The 18,274-nt window shown below is 63.2% G+C and carries 13 protein-coding genes and 2 tRNA genes; 2 read left to right on the top strand and 13 right to left on the bottom strand.

What is annotated here, in order from left to right; translation table 11 throughout:
- Positions 1-766: 766 nt before the first annotated feature.
- The 4 genes from AC50X6_RS15190 to AC50X6_RS15175 form a co-directional block, all read right to left on the bottom strand.
- Positions 767-5,194, bottom strand: coding sequence for a glycosyltransferase family protein (locus tag AC50X6_RS15190; protein ID WP_494967017.1), 4,428 nt, complete (start codon positions 5,192-5,194; stop codon positions 767-769).
- A 22-nt stretch (positions 5,195-5,216) separates the two neighbouring features.
- Complete coding sequence (locus tag AC50X6_RS15185) at positions 5,217-5,804, bottom strand: hypothetical protein (protein ID WP_494967016.1); 588 nt, start codon at positions 5,802-5,804, stop codon at positions 5,217-5,219.
- 272 nt (positions 5,805-6,076) lie between these two features.
- Positions 6,077-6,149: transfer RNA gene (locus tag AC50X6_RS15180), tRNA-Glu, on the bottom strand.
- A gap of 64 nt (positions 6,150-6,213) precedes the next feature.
- Positions 6,214-6,285: transfer RNA gene (locus tag AC50X6_RS15175), tRNA-Gln, on the bottom strand.
- A gap of 437 nt (positions 6,286-6,722) precedes the next feature.
- On the opposite strand from AC50X6_RS15175, the gene AC50X6_RS15170 reads away from it, so the two are divergent.
- Positions 6,723-7,982: a hypothetical protein gene (locus AC50X6_RS15170; RefSeq protein WP_494967015.1), complete on the top strand. Its 1,260-nt coding sequence runs from the start codon at positions 6,723-6,725 to the stop codon at positions 7,980-7,982.
- A gap of 39 nt (positions 7,983-8,021) precedes the next feature.
- Here AC50X6_RS15170 and AC50X6_RS15165 read toward each other — a convergent pair whose 3' ends face one another.
- From AC50X6_RS15165 to AC50X6_RS15135, 7 genes are all read right to left on the bottom strand, one after another.
- Positions 8,022-8,768, bottom strand: a complete 747-nt coding sequence (locus tag AC50X6_RS15165) for an HAD family hydrolase (RefSeq protein ID WP_494967014.1) — start codon at positions 8,766-8,768, stop codon at positions 8,022-8,024.
- Positions 8,768-10,312, bottom strand: a complete 1,545-nt coding sequence (gltX, locus tag AC50X6_RS15160) for a glutamate--tRNA ligase (RefSeq protein WP_494967013.1) — start codon at positions 10,310-10,312, stop codon at positions 8,768-8,770. The genes AC50X6_RS15165 and gltX overlap by 1 nt, the downstream gene beginning before the upstream one ends.
- A gap of 35 nt (positions 10,313-10,347) precedes the next feature.
- Positions 10,348-10,581: a hypothetical protein gene (locus AC50X6_RS15155; RefSeq protein ID WP_326965520.1), complete on the bottom strand. Its 234-nt coding sequence runs from the start codon at positions 10,579-10,581 to the stop codon at positions 10,348-10,350.
- 22 nt (positions 10,582-10,603) lie between these two features.
- Positions 10,604-11,380 (bottom strand): fumarylacetoacetate hydrolase family protein, encoded by a 777-nt coding sequence (locus AC50X6_RS15150; protein ID WP_494967012.1) that lies wholly within the window; start codon positions 11,378-11,380, stop codon positions 10,604-10,606.
- Positions 11,381-11,412: 32 nt separating this feature from the next.
- Positions 11,413-12,204 carry an MBL fold metallo-hydrolase gene (locus AC50X6_RS15145; protein ID WP_494967011.1) on the bottom strand — a complete coding sequence of 264 codons (792 nt, stop codon included), beginning with the start codon at positions 12,202-12,204 and terminating at the stop codon, positions 11,413-11,415.
- A 63-nt stretch (positions 12,205-12,267) separates the two neighbouring features.
- Positions 12,268-13,650 carry a polysaccharide deacetylase family protein gene (locus AC50X6_RS15140; protein ID WP_494967010.1) on the bottom strand — a complete coding sequence of 461 codons (1,383 nt, stop codon included), beginning with the start codon at positions 13,648-13,650 and terminating at the stop codon, positions 12,268-12,270.
- Positions 13,651-13,776: 126 nt separating this feature from the next.
- Positions 13,777-14,163: a helix-turn-helix domain-containing protein gene (locus AC50X6_RS15135; protein ID WP_494967009.1), complete on the bottom strand. Its 387-nt coding sequence runs from the start codon at positions 14,161-14,163 to the stop codon at positions 13,777-13,779.
- Between the two features lie 179 nt (positions 14,164-14,342).
- Here AC50X6_RS15135 and AC50X6_RS15130 point away from each other — a divergent pair, with 179 nt between their 5' ends.
- Positions 14,343-15,866 (top strand): SulP family inorganic anion transporter, encoded by a 1,524-nt coding sequence (locus AC50X6_RS15130; RefSeq protein WP_494967008.1) that lies wholly within the window; start codon positions 14,343-14,345, stop codon positions 15,864-15,866.
- 70 nt (positions 15,867-15,936) lie between these two features.
- Here AC50X6_RS15130 and AC50X6_RS15125 read toward each other — a convergent pair whose 3' ends face one another.
- Complete coding sequence (locus AC50X6_RS15125; RefSeq protein WP_494967007.1) at positions 15,937-17,049, bottom strand: branched-chain amino acid aminotransferase; 1,113 nt, start codon at positions 17,047-17,049, stop codon at positions 15,937-15,939.
- 128 nt (positions 17,050-17,177) lie between these two features.
- The gene (locus AC50X6_RS15120; RefSeq protein ID WP_494967006.1) at positions 17,178-18,230 is read right to left on the bottom strand and encodes a 3-isopropylmalate dehydrogenase; all 1,053 of its coding nucleotides are present in this window, start codon (positions 18,228-18,230) and stop codon (positions 17,178-17,180) included.
- Positions 18,231-18,274 lie beyond the last annotated feature (44 nt).

The following is an 18,274-nucleotide window of genomic DNA, read 5'->3' as shown; positions in this document are numbered from 1 at the left end:
TGGTTGGCCATGATGCTGCCAGCATGATCTTCAACCTCCCCGATTACCTTGGCACCGGCACCGCGCTGCTCCCCGGCGGGGTGCGCCATATCACGTCGAATCCACGTTCCCGCCCGGGTGCCCAAACTGCGGGGTGATCGCCTCCCGAGTCAAGGAACGCCGATGCCAGCGCCTGCGCGACATTCCGGTCGCCGGCGCGGTGGTGCTGCTCTGCGACAATAGGGGCTGGTTCTGTGACGAGGACCTGTGCGGGCGGAAATAGTTTTGCGAGGCGACGCCGCAGGTGCCGCGGCGGGCACGTTCGACACGGCGGCTGCGGGAGAAGATGCAGGACGGCGGTCATCACTTCCGGCCGGGCCGTGTCCGAGACGGCCATGGCGTCCGGGACCTCATCCCCAACACCCATGCATAGGCCAGCTCCCGTGGATGAAGACCTTCTCGCCCTCGCCGTCTTCGACCAGGGACACAACGGCGCGAATCGGTGACGCACCTGCCAGCAGGGACATCGGCGCGGGCAGTTGCGCAGTCATCACTGCCATCACCCCACCCCTCCCACAGGACTGACTAACATACTTACATAGGCTATATCGTTCAGAGGGTGGAATTGACATCCACCAACCAAACGAAACCCCGGAAGTTCGGGAAGCTCAAATACCTGCCCTGCGGCTATATCAAGAGCCCCTGGTGCCTTCGCCACTTAAACCATGATTCAAGTCTGGCCGAAAATCAGTCCTAAAGGAATCAACGACAGGCTCCACTCGGTCCGTTAGTTCCGCGGCATTACCCACGTTAGCGGCGCCGCATCTCGTCCCCCTCCGTTAGGACCTGACCTTCGGAGCTCAGCAAAGACGCCACTTCGCTCTAGCTCTATAATCGGTTTGCCTATGCCGTCCTCCTCGGTGTAAGGCCTCCCGGACAGATAATCCCAAACTCCGAACCTTGTGGCATGGAGGATGTCCTCGAAGTAAGTGTCAGTAGGAACGTTGGTCCACGAAGCAACCCATTCAACATCCGCGTCAAGCTCCGATGATGAAGACACATTGATGCCATTCTCTTCTAATCGCTTCACATCTTGGTGGTCCGCCATCTCCGTATGGACGACGGACGGACGCCAGGATTGGCGAAGTATCGACTCAACAGTCTCCGTCCCTAGGGCAGTTACGACTACTGCGTAGCCCGATAACCGAGGAGCGGTGACGGGAACCCCGGCGGTGCGCATCAGAATCGTCAGCGAGTAGCCGGCCAGATGTGACCGAGTGATGGTTCGCAACTGACGCCAAACTTCCTCTATACGTCCGCCTTCGTCGGTCATCCATGTCCCTAGAAGTTCAGCCCACCGCTCTGCTGAGTCACTCGCCTCAATGCCTTGGAGCTGTTCCGTAATTCCTCTACCCCTGCCGCTCAGCACAACAGAGCCGCTGGCAGCAATTTCGACAACGCGTCTGGAAAACATCGTCGGTGAATCATTGGCAGAATTGACATTTATGTTCACGGGATGTGCTTTGTAGACTTCCAATACCTCGTTGTACGGCACGCCCTCACGCACAAAGCCTGTCAACTCTGGGGGAAAACGATAAGGAGAATTAGGGACGCTTACCTGGCGGTCGTAAATGGTAAGGCCTTGGCTCTTTGCGACGTCAAGCATCTTGTGAAGCTCCATCGATCGTTCCTTGAACCTATCCCCGTAATATGTGCCGGCATAACTAACAGAATGACTATAAGACCTGCCCGTCGGCATAGGATTATGAATTGCGGGCTCGGCATAGAAAGGTAACGAAGAAACTGTTAGCGCCTCAGATTCATCGCTTTGGAGATATTTGCCAATCATATCCGCGTCCGTGGTGAATATGTGATCCATCATCGCTGCTGTTCGCTCAAAAGCAAGGAAATGAACCGGATCTTCCTTATTCCAGAAAATTACAGGTATTTTCCTCGCTTTAGCTACTTCGATAATCCTGCGCAGATCATCATTTTGATCGGGGTAATAAGCTACGCCCCTGTGCCACTCATGATCAGGCCCTTCCCAGGCTGACTCAACAAAAACCGCATCCAGGTCCAGCGTAGCAACCTGCACATATCCGCCGGCCCTGGACAGGGGCACAAGTTCGAATGAGTGAGATATCGTTAGGGCCGTAAACTGATCCGAAATAACTCCGACCTTCAAGGTCGACAGTTCACGCTGCACCGACGGGACTATTGCGTTACTGTACTTCTTAATCGCCTCTTGAAGGCAATGCGTCGGGCACGTACCGGGACGGAAGACCGCATCAGCTTCTGAACGGCATACAAGAGAGAGGCTTTCATCTCCGCGCTGGTCCTGTCCTGTTGATTCGTCTACAAGGAAGGGGATACCCAGACGGCGTGCCGCCAATAGCGCGGGGAGCGCGACCCAGAATTCCCCTCCGGACGCGATGGCGGCAGGCCGAAATGTCCGTGCCTCGCGCACTATTGCATCCGCAGCAGCCATGACAAGTTTGTCCAAGCGAAGCTGGTCGGAGTGACGCAGTGAGTGGCGTATCGCTGGGAGCCCATCAACCTCGAAGTCGCTCCGGCTGGGTTTCTCACTGTCGAAGCGCGGGTCAATCGCACCTGAGGCCACTACAACTAGACGGAGCAGGCCATCATCAATTTCTCCTCGACAGGCTGCTGGTAGCCGACGGGTAGACACCTTGGTTCCATAACCGTCGACGGCGAATAGCACGGCGTTAGGGCGGGCAAGGTATGCCGACCCGGAGCTGCGTTCGATAATCCTAGGAAAGTCGGCCTTCAGCGCTTCGACACCGTCCGTCCATTTGGACTCAAACATCAAGTGCAGCGGCAGCTCTTTAGCGAGATTGGGATGAGCCGTAACTAACTCTTTCACGCGGTTGGAATCACCGTCGCGCCGCAGTACATTCACAAGCCGCGCCAGAGCGGCCGCGGTGTTGTTGACGGCAAAAAGCACTTCCTGCCGTTCCGCCAAAATGTTCGTAGCGGGCACGTCTGAATAGGCGCTTTCGCGAGCGAATAGCAGTCTTAGCCACTCAAGGCCGGTTTTCACGACGTCAAACCCGCGGGACTGCTCGACTGCAGCTTGGGAGATCCCGCTATACACCGTGGCGTCTTCATTTACGCGAATAACATATTCGGCAGCGGCATTCGTGTCTGCATGAACCCAATCTGGACCGAATATTTCTTGAGCCCCCTCTCGCTGCCAGACAACTGGAATGGCGCCGGAGGCCATACCTTCTACTGGTGCGAGATGAAACGTTTCGCGATAGCTCGGCGAGAGCGCCCAACCGATGTTTTGGAACCATCGAGCCATGTCCGGTCCGAACTCATCGAAAGCTACCCGGCGGCGAAGCTTGGGGTTAACGGCCAAACGCTCGTAGAAAGCTTCATAGGCCTCGCGAATATCATCTTGCTGCCACATCCAACCGTATTCCCACGGACCCCTTCCACGGATGTGTAAGGTGTAACGACCATCCGAATCTAGCAATCGTTCCAGCAAGTCCAGTGCGCGGTCCGGCCTTTTAAGGATGGGGACGATTCCTGCAATGCCTAAGTGGAACCGCGCCTCAGGGGACTTTGGCCGGGCTAAGTCCAATGTGTCAACAACGTTCGGCATGACCGCGGTCTTCTCCCACGGCCAGCCTAGCTCCTCGATCACCTTTTCTCGGTAGAACTCAGAAACAAACACAATCCTGTCAACGTTGGCGAGGTTCATGTCTTGGATCCAAGGCGACCACAGTTCATATCCGTGGAAACGCACAATGAGAGTTTGGCCTTGCTTCTTTTCCCACGAGTACCAAACAGCGTTATGCGAAGCAAATTCGCAGAAGATCACTTCTGCCCAATCAAGAAGCGTCCGACTGAGCGACTCATCTTGCGCAGTCTGCGTGGCCCAGTGGTCGGCCCGGAGTTCAACGTCTTCGCGCTGGGAAATAACGCCTAGCAGTTCACCCGCGAATTTGAAGTCGTGTCCAGCTACAAGGATCCGACGTTTGGTGTCGCGCCGCGGGAGGGACAAATAATCCGCAAGAGATCGGTCCAAGTACTCCTTAAGCAACAAACTTAATTGTCCATCCGGTCTGATGGGACTGTTCGAGTCCGTGCCAGCCATGCCAAGACCAGGGAACACTACGGTCTTCGAGGTCGCCGAAGGGATCCGGGCTTCAAACATGGCTCGGGTATCGTGATCGACGAAGACCATGCGGCTTACCGTCGTCGCCAATTGCTCGAAAACTTGCTTGCGTTCATTGAAGTCTTCAAAGCCCTCAATCCGGATAATTGGCCACAGTCGTTCACGAATATAATCATTTGAGAAGCCGTACACGACGGTTTCGAGATCGTCGCTCAGCACGACGGAGCAGTCTAGTGATCTAGCTGCAACGCCGACGTGCCAGGCAGCGAACCTAGGCAAGAGCCGGCCGCCAGCCAATTGGTGTTCGGCGCTGGGTGGCTCAATGGTCGTCACGAATGGGCTACGCGTTGCCAACTCCGGCCCGAATACGGATAGTGCGTCTTGGCACATAAGGACGATGTGGACTTCCGACGATGCTAGTGAACTAGCAATGGCATGCGTTTGCTCTGCCCATTCCCGGGGCGACTGGACTGGACGATCCCAGTAAACCAGAACCCTTCTTTGTGCACCGGACAACGTTGCAAGGCGCGAGAGAGAAACCCGGGCGGCCAAAGAGTCCGCGGTCAAACCGCCGGCTTCGGTAACGTTGAACACCTTATGATGTGCCAAAGGCGCGGCCCTCTTTACCGAACGTAACTGCTCCGAACCGTCGACCAAGATGAGCTGACTATTTTCGACTATAGTCCGCAGAAGTGTCTCACGTGTTGAATCCACCTCTGCCTTGAAGTCTGCAGAAGTCAGAAGTGACCAGAGCCTGACAGGCAGTCCCGGTTCCTCAGCTAGGATCCGGTTCAGCTCAACGCCGCGGGTGATGACAACGTCAAAGCGCTCTTCCTTGACTACCGCCACCACGTCTGCCGCAAAAGCACTTATGGGACTCTTGGAGGTGCTGTAGTTGCCGCCAGGTTCGATGTCGGCAGGGCCTCCGAAATCCAAAAACGATTCGGCTCTCGTCGCCGCCCCCGAATCAGCCGCAACTTGGACCTTTACATCGTGGCCGGCCTGGCGAAGTTCTCGCAAGACTCCTGCCGTCGCACGATCCCCGCTATCATCTGGAATGGACGTGTTCACTGCGCAATACAAAAATTGCATGCTATTGATTACCATTCAGAAGTGGGGCCGGCTGCTGGGGCGCATATTTGCGCGCGATGTCAAATACGGCCCTGCGAGGGGCACCCTCCGGTACTCGGTTGTATGTGTCAACGGACGCAAAGATTTCCGTCCCGATCTCCCGCAGGACGCTGGTGTAGAACCCGTCCGGCGCCCCATTTTCTATGAAGAGAACTGGCACCTTAAGTTTCCTGCTCCATGGGAGGAGACGCTTGATGACGTCCACTGCAGTGCCACCTGACGCATCCTCCGCACCGAACCACGGCCCCTCCTGAAAGGCCGCTCGGTGGATTACGATCATTCGAGGCTGTCCTTCATCCACAGAATCAACGAGGCAAGACGGCATTAGTGGAAGAACCGAATAGGACTTCTCGAGCTCGTCGTATAGCTCGTCGTGAACGATCGTTGCGAGCATTAGCTTCGGATGGAATGGTGAGGCCGAGTGAAAATTGATACCCAACAGGTCTGTAAGTTTGACCTTCGCTCCTCCTGGAGGCGGCGGAGTCGACGACCGGCCTCTGTTGGCCAACAGGTGTTCGATGTTGCCGACTCTCTTATCAAGATCGGTCACACTTGGATGGCTCACTGAATTCCCCTTGGGTACTACTTGGATGCAGTAGGCCCTGCACTCTGGTCTCTAGTCCGACCATATTACAGCCCGACGCCGTCAGCTCGCCCAGACGCTGCGGACGGCCTTCGGCGGTGCTCTTCGAAAGTTGCAGAACGGACGTTCCAACTTTCACATTGCGACTGAGCCCGATATGCCGCGAAAGAACTGAGTCTCGGCGAGGGCACGCTCGACAAAAAACGGCCCCAGGCTAATGCCCGGGACCGCTTTAGCTGTGACCCCAGCGGGATTCGAACCCGCGTTACCGCCGTGAGAGGGCAGCGTACTAGGCCGCTATACGATGGGGCCGCGTACTCTCCAGAACAGCATCGCTGCCGTTCGCGCTAAGTGATTACTTCATATACTCAGCAAGCTGGGATACCAGGACTCGAACCTAGAATGACGGTACCAGAAACCGTAGTGTTGCCAATTACACCATATCCCAAAGGAACTTTCGGACCGGATCCGTAGGTCTAAACCCGCGCTCCCGGCGCCTCAGCACGAGTAATGACTTTACCCGAGAGTTTCCGCTTGCACAAATCGGCCGCGGAACCCCCGGGCACCCCACCCTCCGGGGGCACGTCCTGAATCCGAGAAACTCTTGCCAATCCGCCATCAACAAGTTTACTCTCGGTAAGGTACCACCTAGTGGCTACCCCTCCCCCACTTCATTGCGGGCAGCTGCACGGGCATTTGCGAGTGTTGGCTGCATCACAGCGTGGGTACCGGCGGCGGAGCCGCTGCCGGAAACGCCGTCGAGAGGAACCATCCGTGTCACAGAGTCGTGCCGCCGCTGCAAGCCAGACCCGAACCCGTGCCCAACAGATCGCCATCGCCACCCCTGCCCTGCTGTTGGTCGCGCTGCTCGGTTTCTAAACCCTCGTGACCGGCCGCATTACGGACGGTTCGGCCAAACTCAAGGACGGCGCCGGTCAGGCCTCCGCCGGAGCCGAGCAACTCAAGGACGGCGCCGGGAAACTTGCCGCTGGTGCCGACCAGGCCGACACGGGTGCCGGAAAGCTTTCCGCCGGCGCGGAAAAGATCCACGCGGGCATCAGTCAAAAGCTCGCCCCGGGCGCGGATAAGCTCCAGCTCGGTGCCGGCCAGCTGGCCACGGGCGCCGTGAAGATAGAAACCGATGTCGATACCAAGCTCGCTCCCGGTGTCTACAAGGTGGACGACGGCGCGCAGATGCTCGCCGCCGGCGCCCTCCAGCTCTCCGCCGCCCTGACCCCCAGCGCGAACGGCAACGCCGAGAACAAACTGGCCGATGGCGCCACCCGGCTCGATGCCGGGGCCGCCCAGCTGGCAGCCGGGACCGGGGATCTGGCTTCCGGCACGGTTCAGCTCAAGGGCTACCGGGGCGCCAACAACGACCCCGAGGCTGGAACGGGAACCGCGGCACTGGCGCAGGCCCTGGACCTGCTGCAGGCGGCCGCCTCGGACCCCGCGCAGGGGCTGGTGCCATTGGCCGTGGTCAAGGAAAAAATCGCTAAGATCGCCGCCGGTGCCCGGAAGCTGGACGCCGGGGCCTCCCAGCTCCAGTCCGGGGCGGGCCGGTTGCAATCAGGCGCGGACCGGCTTCACACCGGAACCGGCTCGCTGACGGCGGGCTTCGCCACGCTGGCCGCCAAGCTCAACAGCGAGGACCCCAACAGCCCCGGTGTGGTGATGGGTACCCGGTTGCTTGCTGACGGCACGGCCAAGATTCGCACCGGCATTGACGGTATTCCGGGCAATCCCGAGCGTCCGGGACTGATCAAGGCCGCCGCCAGGATGACAGAGGGAAGCTCGCGGCTCGCGGACGGCACCGTGGCCTTGAATGCAGGAATCAAGGGCGATCCGGCAGATCCGGCCAACCCAGGGCTGCTCAGCGGATCCCTGGCCCTCGCCTCCGGCGCCTCCGAGCTCTCGGCCGGCAACACCAAGCTGGCGTCCGGTTCCACCCTGCTGTCCGCCGGCGCGGAGAAGCTGGCCGCCGGCAATGCCCGGATCGCGGCAGGCACGGGGACGCTGTACGCAAGCGCCGCGGCAGTCTCGCCGTCGACCATGGTGGGGCAGTCCGACGCCGCCATGGCCGTGGGGCTGGTGGGCGGGTTCTTCGTGCTGCGGAACCGGCGCCCGCGGCCGGACGCGGCTTGAGTCAGTGAGCCAGGCCAGCCAGTGAGTTAGGTCGGTCAGTCAGGCCAGCAGCTCCAGCAGGGAGCCGACCTCGCGTCCGGCGAAGTCCTGAGCCGGCTCCCCGCCGCGGTTCAGCCAGACGCCCAGCAGGCCGGCCGCCGTCGAACCTTCCGCATCCAGCAACCGGTTGTCCCCGATGTATAGCGTTTCGCCGGCGCCGGTGCCGAGGCGCCGGACGCCCTCAAGGTAGATGGCGGGATCCGGCTTCGCGGCGCCCACGGTGTCCGTGCCCACCAGAACGGCAATGCGTTCCAGGCCAGCCGCGTCCAGCTTGACCCGCTGGTAGTCATGGACGTTGTTGCTCACGGCGCCGTAGGGGATCCCGGCGGCGTCCAGGGCATCCAGCACCGGGGTGACGTCGTCGAAGGCGCGAATGTAGCCGTGCTGCCGGCTGGCATAGGAACTCACCCAGTGGTGGGCCTGCTCCCCCTCTTCCAGCTCCACGCCGAAATGCCCCAGGGCAGCCCGGCCGCGGAGCAGGCGCTGCTCGTTGAAGCTCAATTCGCCGGTGAGGTAGCGGTCGTAGAAGTGCGTGGTCTCGCGGGTGAAGATCCGCCCGAACTTCTCCCACCCGGCCTGGTCCAGGCCGGGCAGGAGGTGTTCGCTGACGTCACGCAGGGCCGCCGTCATGGCGAATTCGAGGTCCACCAGGGTGTCGTCGATGTCGAACAGGACGCCGCGGATCCCGCCCAGGCTAGTGGCCAGGGCGCTAGTTTGGGTGCCGGTCCGGGTCCGGGGTGTGCTCATCAGCCGCGGAAGCCGCGCAGCCGGGCCAGGGACGAATCCTTGCCCAGGATGACCATGGATTCGAACAACGGCGGGGAGATCCGGCGGCCGGAGATGGCCGTGCGGACCGGGCCGAAGGCCAGCCGAGGCTTCACGCCGAGGCCCTCCACGAGGGCCTCCTTCAAGGCGGCCTGGATGTTCTCCGCGGTCCAGTCCGCAAGGGGTTCCAGCGCCGCGAGGGCGGCGTCGAGGACCTCGGTGAGGTTCTCGGGGAGCCCCTTGCGGGCGTCGGCGGCGACGTCGATCGCGTCGTCGTTCTTAAACAGGAAGGCGAGCATCTCGGGTGCTTCACCCAGCAGCGAGATGCGCTCCTGGATCAGGGGTGCCGCCTCGGCCAGGATCTCGTCCTCCCGCTTGGTGAGGGTCTCCCCCACAAAACCGGCTGTGCGCAGGTACGGGACGAGCCGGGTGCGGAAATCCTCAGCGTCGAGCATCCGGATGTGGGTACCGTTGATCGCCTCGGCCTTCTTGATGTCGAAGCGCGCCGGGTTGGCGAGCACGTCGTTGACATCGAAATTCTCGATCAGCTGGTCCACCGTGAAAATGTCCTCGTCGGCGGAGAGGCTCCAGCCCAGCAGCGAGAGGTAGTTCAGCAGTCCTTCGGGGATGAAGCCGCGGTCCCGGAGCAGGAACAGGTTGGACTCGGGATCGCGCTTGGAGAGCTTCTTATTGCCCTCGCCCATCACGTAGGGCAGGTGGGCGAACACGGGCATGTAGCTGGCGACGCCAATCTCCATCAGAGCGCGGATAAGCACCACCTGGCGCGGGGTAGAGGAGAGCAGGTCCTCGCCGCGGAGCACGTGCGTGATGCCCATCAGGGCGTCGTCCACCGGATTGACCAGGGTGTAGAGCGGGGAGCCGTCGGCGCGGACAATCACGTAGTCCGGGATACTGCCGGCCTTGAAGGTGATCTCGCCGCGGACCATGTCAGTGAAGGTGACGTCCTCGGCGGGCATCCGCACCCGGAGCACCGGCTGGCGGCCCTCGGCCTTGAACGCGGCCAGCTGCTCATCGGACAGCTCGCGGTCGAAGTTGTCGTAGCCGAGCTTGGGGTCCCGGCCCGCGGCGCGGTGACGGGCCTCGACCTCCGCCGGGGAGGAGTAGCACTCGTAGGCGTAGCCGGCCTCCATGAGCTTGGCGACGACGTCCTTGTACAGGTCCAGGCGCTGCGACTGCCGGTACGGGGCGTGCGGGCCGCCGACTTCCACGCCCTCTTCCCAGCTGATGCCGAGCCATTTGAGGGCCTCCAGCAGCTGCTGGTAGCTCTCCTCCGAGTCGCGCGCTGCGTCCGTGTCCTCGATGCGGAACACGAAGGTGCCCTTGGTGTGCCGGGCGTGCGCCCAGTTGAAGAGGGCCGTGCGGATCAGGCCGACGTGCGGCGTGCCGGTGGGCGACGGGCAGAACCGGACCCGGACCGGGGTGCCGGCGGTGACTTCGGTGGTCACTTCCCTGGTCGCGCTGGGGGCGGGGCTGGAGACGGCGTCGGGCGCAGAAGGAGTAGTCATAGTGGTACCAACTTTACCGCTTGGTGCCGGGCACTTTACCGCCTGGCGCCGCGCGCGGCCCGCGGGCGGGCCAGCGCCCGCACCAGGTAGTACCCGGCCAGCGCGAGGCCCGCCCCGAGGAAGGCCAGCGCGAGCCAGAGCGGGCCGTCCAGCCAGTGGACGGCGCGTGCGGCCATCGAAAACGTGCCGACGGACCCCAAGGCGAAGAGCAGGAAGGAACGGCTTCGCCGGGAGCCCTGCCGGGGGCCGCGCCACCAGCCGTTGTTCATGTCCCGTTCCCCCGCGTCCGGCCTAGCGGCGCACCACGGGGTTGGAGAGGCGGCCGATGCCCTCGATCTCCACCTCGAAGCGGTCGCCGGCCTGGACCAGGCCCACGCCAGCCGGGGTGCCGGTCATGATGACGTCGCCCGGCAGCAGGGTGAAAGCCTGCGAGACGATGGAGACGAGTTCGCGGACGCCGCGGATCATCTGGCTGGTGCTCCCGTCCTGGCGCAGCTCGCCGTTGAGCCGGCCCTGGATCTGCAGGTCCTCAGTGTCGAGTTCGGTCTCGATCCACGGGCCGAGAGGTGCCGAGGTGTCAAAGCCCTTGGCCCTGGCCCACTGCAGGTCCGTTTTCTGGACGTCGCGGGCGGTGAGGTCGTTGCCGCAGGTGTAGCCGAAGATGACGTCGTCGACCCGCTCCTCGGGGACGTCCTTGCAGATCCGGCCGATCACCACACACAGTTCGGCTTCGAAGGACACTTCCTCGGAGAACTCCGGCAGGACGATTGGATCGTTGGGTCCGATCACGGAGGTGTTGGGCTTCAGGAAGAGCAGCGGCTGCTTGGGAATCTCGTGGCCGAGTTCGCGGGCGTGCTCCGCAAAGTTGCGGCCGACGCCGATGATTTTGCTGCGCGGGATGATCGGGGCCAGCAGGCGCACGTCCTCCAGCTTGTGCCTGACGGCGGTGCGTTCAACGCCGTGGAAGAACGGGTCGCCGTTAATGACAGTGACTTCCTCGCTGCCGGGCTCACCGTCAACAATGCCGTAGAGGGGATCAGAATCGACTACAAACCGGGCGATACGCATGGCCCCAAGCGTACCGCCTCCAGCCCGGCCGCTCAGGCAGGGCCGGAGCGCAGGAACTGGAGCTGCGCGGCCACCGAGAGTTCCGCCGCCGGGCGCACCGCAGGATCGACGGCGGCATAGACGAGGTCGGCCACGTCCACGACGCCGGCGTCCCCGCCGAGATCCGCCAGGGCGGCCCGGACCTGGGTCAGCCGTTCCTGCCGGTGGTCGCGGTAGGCGCGGACGATGCTGTCCAGCGCCGGAAGCATGGGGCCGTGCGCCGGGAGGACGGTCGCGGAGCCCAGTGCCTCCAGCCGGTCCAGCGATGCGAAATAGTGACCCAGGGTGCCGTCAGGGTAATCAAGGACAGTGGTGCCCGCGCCCAGGATGGTGTCCCCGGTGAGGACCGAGCCCCGGGGGCCGTCGTCCGGCAGGTGGAAGCAGACCGAATCCGAGGTGTGGCCCGGCGTCGCGAGGACCCTGATTTCCACCCCGGCGGCATGGATGACTTCGCCGTCCGACAGCGGGCTGCCGCCGTGGCAGTGGGCCGGATCGGCGGCTCGGACGGGGGCGCCGGTCAGTTCAGCGAACCTGGGGGCGGCGGCCGTGTGGTCGGCATGCCGGTGGGTGATGAGGATGAGTTCGACGGCGCCGGTCCGGGCCAGGTCCTGCAGGTGCGGTTCATCGAGGGGTCCCGGGTCCACCACAACGGTTCCGGCCGCGCCGGGCGCCGAAATCAGATAGGACCTGGTGCCCTGCAGGCTCATCGGACCCGGGTTCGGCGCAAGGCGGAAGCGCGTCAGCTCCGTGCTTCGCACGACGGCGTGGGATTGTTCCGGGATCACAGGTTCATCTTCGCACCGAACCCGTCCAGATGCAGTGCCGTTCCCTCTGTACCGCACCGAGAACTATGCAGCGAGCAAACGGGGTTCCTGCACGTGGAGCTCCCCGCCGGAGAGGGGGGTTATGCGGACGCGGACCCGCGGAGTTCCAGTGAGCGGCAGGATGACGTACTGATGCGCCTGTTGGAATCCCGCCGCCGGAGACAAGGTGATGGTCTTGGCAGCGCTGAATGATGCCTGGTTGGCCGGGTCAAAAACCTCCACTTTGACCCGCACCCCGGTGGTCGAGCGCATCGAGACGCGAAGCTGCCTGGCCGAGCCAGCGTAGGCGCCGACCGGCACGTCTTTGAACAAGGCCAGGGACTGTGAGCCGCGTCGAGCGTAGGTGACTCCTGAGTCTGTGCGCCGGGCCCAGTTGGCCGCTGCCCCGTTCCACCCGTTCCATCCGAGAACGAAGCTTGTACCGGCGGACATAACGTCGTGGCGCGACGACGTTGAAAAGTTTGCCATCATCAGCCCGGTGGTCGTGAGAATCTCCAACCGACCCGCATCGCGTTCGCGGGCGCACCAGGCGAAGAAGCCCTCGATGGCCTGCAAATCGGTGTCGTCCACAAGACTGGGGTGGTACATAAAGCACACCCCGCGTCCCTGCTTCCGCGCGGCAGCGATAAAGTCCGGCCCGCGGCGTGCGTAGTCGGCGTTCTCGATGCCGACATGCACGTTTCCCATGCTGTCCAGGGGGTTTCCCGTCATGGGCCAGTAGCCCGGCACGTATCCTGTCGACATTGCGTGTTGTTGGGTAATCAGGCGGCCCGCGAGGTACCTCTGGAACGAATATTGGGTTTTGCCGCCAGCGAACCCGAGGTACTGCGTTCCGCCAACTCCTGGCGGAATGAACAACTCCAGGGGAAGTTTGGGCAATGCTGCCGACAGTGCATTGCGTGAGTACACGATTTCTTCCCGAAGGCGCTGGGGTGTGTCCGCGTCGGTGTGGGTGGCTCCGTGATTTGCAATTTCCAGGCCGTTGGCAAGAGCCAGCGCCTGAAGGCGGGGGAACGAAAGGTTTGTGCTGCCGTTGGTCCCGGTCTCAACCCTGAACATCTGCGACATGGCGGCGATGGTGACCGGAACTCCGTACTTCTGGTGGAGAGGAAGGAGCCGGGATTCAAATTTGTTGAGGTGGTGGTCACAGCGGAAGGCGACGGCCGCTCTGCCGCCAGTCCCGATTGCGCCACCGCGCCGGGCCACGAAGGCATCAACGAGCCCGGTGTTCGGCGTAAACGGATAACTTTCGGTTGCGCCGTTGGCGGCGCTAGTGGGCGCCAGGGTGGCCGCGGCACCGAAAGCACCCGCGTACAGAAAGCTCCGGCGACTTAAGGTCTTCGAGTGGATCGACATTTCAATTTCCCCAAGGTTTAGCTCGTTATGCCGGTTCCGCAGTGAATTCATTTAGCATAGATCACTCATGTCCCGCCGGCACCTGATCTGAACCGCACCGTCACACAAGCAGCCAGCACTACCACGCCCACGTTGTAGAACCCCGCGTTTAGAGTCCACATCCGCACAGGGCAGCGACTATGGACTTCCGGCCAGTCCGCCGAGCCTCTGGATGAACTCATCGGCCTGGGCCAGGTTCCTGGCCATCTTGGCCCGCTGCTGGACCGCCTTCTCCAGGAATAGCGCCAGCCTGGCTGATCCCGCGGGGACCGCGTCCCCCGGGGCTGCCAGGACGCCCAGGATCTCAGCCATTTCCTCCAGCGAAAACCCCAGGGGCTTCATCTGCTTAATGACCATCAGCCGCCCGACGTCGTCCTCCGAATAGACCCGGAAGCCGCCATCCGTGCGTGCTGTGGCCGGCAGGAGCCCCACGTCGTCATAGTGCCGGATGGTCCGCAGGGACAGCCCCGTGCGTTCCGCCAGTTCACCGATGTGCATGGTGATAGCGTTCGCCTTCGCTGTCATCAGTGGCCTCCGTCCCGTTCCCGATTCAAACCCTACCATCACGTTAGGGTAGAGTTTGGCTTTGTGGTGAGACCTTCAAGGGTAATCCCACACTCTTCCGGCGCGTCGCTGCGCCCCCTCACTCTTTAGCAAAGCAAAGACGCCAACGCGCGTCTTCTTGACCACGATCGGAGCCAGCAATGGCCGTCAAAACCGTCGGGGATGCCCCCGCCTTCACGCCTGAACAGCTGCAATCCGTCAGGGGTACCCTGAGGTCCCCGCGCCGGCTGAAGACCGAAGTCCTGGCCGGACTCGTCGTCGCCCTGGCCCTGATCCCGGAGGCGATCGCTTTCTCGATCATCGCCGGCGTCGACCCGCGGATCGGGCTCTTCGCCTCCTTCACCATGGCGGTCACCATCGCTTTCGTCGGCGGCCGTCCCGCGATGATTTCGGCGGCCACCGGCGCCATAGCCCTGGTGATCGCCCCGCTGGTGAAATCCCACGGCGTGGACTACTTCATCGCCGCCGTCATCCTCGCCGGGATCTTCCAGATCGTCATGGGCCTGGCCGGGGTGGCGAGGCTCATGCGGTTCATTCCGCGGTCAGTCATGGTCGGATTCGTCAACGCCCTGGCCATCCTGATCTTCATGTCCCAGGTCCCGGAACTGCTCGGTGTACCGTGGCTGGTCTATCCACTGACCGCTCTTGGATTGCTCATCGTGTTCGGGCTGCCAAAGCTGACCAGGGCTGTCCCGGCCCCGCTGGTCGCCATCGTGGTCCTGACCCTGATCACCGTGTTCGCCGCCGTCGCTGTCCCCACCGTGGGCGACAAGGGCGACCTCCCTGATTCGCTGCCGTCGCTGATCATCCCGAACGTGCCAATCAGTCTCGAAACCCTGCAGATTATTTTCCCCTTTGCGCTGGCGATGGCCTTTGTAGGGCTGCTTGAATCCCTGATGACCGCCAAGCTCGTCGACGACGTCACGGACACCCGCTCCCACAAAACCCGCGAGGCCTGGGGTCAGGGTGTCGCCAACATTGTCACCGGCTTCTTCGGCGGCATGGGCGGCTGCGCCATGATCGGCCAGACCATGATCAACGTCAAAGCCTCCGGCGCACGCACCCGGATCTCCACCTTCCTCGCCGGAATCTTCCTGCTCATCCTGGTGGTGGTCCTCGGTGACATCGTCTCGCTGATCCCCATGGCCGCCCTGGTGTCCGTGATGATCTTCGTCGCCGTCGCCACCTTTGACTGGCACAGCATCCGCCCCCGGACCCTGACGATAATGCCCAGGAGCGAAACCTTCGTCATGGTCGCCACCGTGACCGTCACCGTCGCCACCCACAATCTGGCGATCGGCGTCGGCGTCGGCGTCCTGGTGGCGATGGTGATGTTCGCCCGCCGGGTGGCGCACTTCGTCACGGTCGAACGGTCGATCACGACCATCGGCGGGCGCGAAACAGCCACGTACGTCGTGGACGGCGAGCTGTTCTTCGCCTCCTCCAACGACCTCTACACCCAGTTCGACTATGCCCTGGACCCGGAGCACGTGGTGATCGACATGCACGCCTCCCACCTCTGGGATGCCTCCACCATCGCCGCCCTGGACGCCATCACCGGGAAGTACCACCACTATGGCAAGGACGTAAAGATCATCGGCCTCAATGACGCCAGCCTCCTGATCCGCGAACGCCTCGGCGGCAAACTCGGCGCCGGCCATTAACGACGGCGGCGGCCCGCACTGGAAGGTGCGGACCGCCGTCGAACGCTGTCCATTGCCTCAGGCCGGCAGCTTAGGCGAGGCGGGTCAGCCAGCCGTGCGTGTCCTCGATGGCTCCGGTCTGGATGCCGAGCAACTGCCCGCGGATGGCCATGGTGGTCTCCCCCGCCGTGGCGTCCTCGGAGCCGATGAATTCGGTGCTGTCCTTGAGCACGCCGATGGGGGTGATGACGGCGGCGGTGCCGCAGGCGAAGACCTCGGCGATGTCCCCGGAGGCCACGCCGTCACGCCATTCAGCCAGGGTGATCTTGCGTTCGGTGACCGCGCGGCCCATGTCCTTCGCCACCTGCATGACGGACATCCGGGTGACGCCTTCCAGGATGGTGCCGGTCAGCGCCGGGGTGACCAGCGAACCGTCCTTCATCACGAAGAAGACGTTCATGCCGCCGAGTTCTTCCACGGCGTTGTCGTTGAACTGGTCCAGGAAGAGGACCTGCTTGCAGCCGTGCTCCTCGGCTTCCATCTGGGCGATCAGCGAGGCGGCGTAGTTGCCGCCGCATTTGGCGGCGCCGGTTCCGCCGCGGCCGGCGCGGGCATATTCGCGGGAGATCCAGATGGAGATGGGCTTGAGTTCGCCGCCGAAGTAGTTGCCTGCCGGGGAGGCGATGACGCGGAAGGAGACTTCACGGGCGGCCCGGACGCCCAGGAACGCCTCGGTGGCGATCATAAACGGCCGCAGGTAGAGGGCCTCGCCGTCGCCGGAGGGAACCCATTCCTTGTCCGCGGACACGAGTTCGCGGATGGCGGCCAGGAAGTATTCTTCCGGGAGTTCGGGGAGGGCCAGGCGGCGGGCGGACTTGTTCAGGCGGGCGGCGTTGGCTTCGGGCCGGAAGGTCCAGATGGAGCCGTCGGCGTGGCGGTAGGCCTTGAGGCCCTCGAAGATCTCCTGGCCGTAGTGCAGCACCGCGGCGGACGGGTCCAGGGAGATGGGTCCGTAGGCTTCAACGCGGGCGTCGTGCCAGCTGGCTTTGCCTTCGGCGTCAACGCTGTAGTCCACGATCGCCGTGTGGTCGGTGAAATAGTTGCCGAAACCCGGGTTCGCCAGGATGGCAGCACGTTCTTCAGCGGACTTCGGGGTTGCCGAGGGCTGCTGGCTGAATTCGACGCCATGGGCAGTCTGAGTCATGGTTCCTCCACGGTCGGCTGCCTGGCGTGTGGACGTGGTTCATCCCCGGGCCACGGCAGCATTTTGGTGATTCGAAACAAGCTTACGCCCGTTGCCGGGGCCGAAGGGCGGGGCCCATGGGGCGGCGCCTACAGGGCCGCGGCGATGGCGTCGCCGATCGCGCTGGTGCTGCGCGCCCCAGTGCCCCGGCCCGCGATATCGGCGACGACGGCGGCCTCGATTTTCCGCGCGGCGCCGGTGTAGCCGAGGTGCTCCAGCAGCAGTGCGGCGGACAGGATGGCGGCGGTGGGATCGGCCTTCTGCTGGCCGGCGATGTCCGGGGCGGAGCCGTGGACGGGCTCGAACATGGACGGCGCGGTCCGTTCCATGTTGAGGTTGCCGGACGCGGCGAGGCCGATGCCCCCGGTGACGGCGGCGGCGAGGTCGGTGATGATGTCGCCGAAGAGGTTATCGGTGACGATCACGTCGAAGCGGGCCGGGTCGGTGACCATAAAGATCGTGGCGGCGTCGACGTGCAGGTAGTCGTGGGTGACGTCGGGGAACTCCTGCGCCACGGCCTCCACGGTGCGCTTCCACAGGTGGCCGGCAAACACCAGCACATTGTGCTTGTGCACCAGGGTCAGCTTCTTGCGCGGCCGGTCGTTGGCGCGGCGGAACGCATCGCGGACGACGCGCTCCACGCCGTGGGCTGTGTTCAGCGAGACCTCGGTGGCGACCTCGTGCGGGGTGCCGGCCCGCAGCGTGCCACCGTTGCCTACGTAGGGGCCCTCGGTGCCTTCGCGGACCACGATGAAGTCGATGTCGCCGGGGTTGGCGAGCGGGCTGCTGACTCCCGGGTAGAGGCGGGAGGGCCGCAGGTTAACGGAGTGGTCCAGGCTGAAGCGGAGCTTGAGCAGCAGTTCGCGTTCGATGATGCCGGAAGGGATCCGGGTATCACCCGGGGCCGCCCCCACCGCGCCGAAGAGGATGGCGTCGCGGGTGCGGAGGTCCGCGAGGGTCTCCTCGGGCAGGGTCTCCCCCGTTTCGAGCCAGTGCTGCGCGCCCAGCGTGTAGTGGGTCTGCTGCAGCACGATGCCTTCCGCCGCGGCGGCCTTCGCCAGGACCTTGAGCGCTTCGGCGGTGACTTCGGGGCCAATGCCGTCGCCGGGGATAACGGCCAGATCAATCGTGGATGCGCTCATGATTTCAGCGTAGCCAAGTCATCCACATGCTGGTCAAGTTGTCT

The organism is Pseudarthrobacter sp. HLT1-7 (genome assembly GCF_059383435.1).
This window is presented reverse-complemented; position numbering and strand designations above follow the sequence as displayed.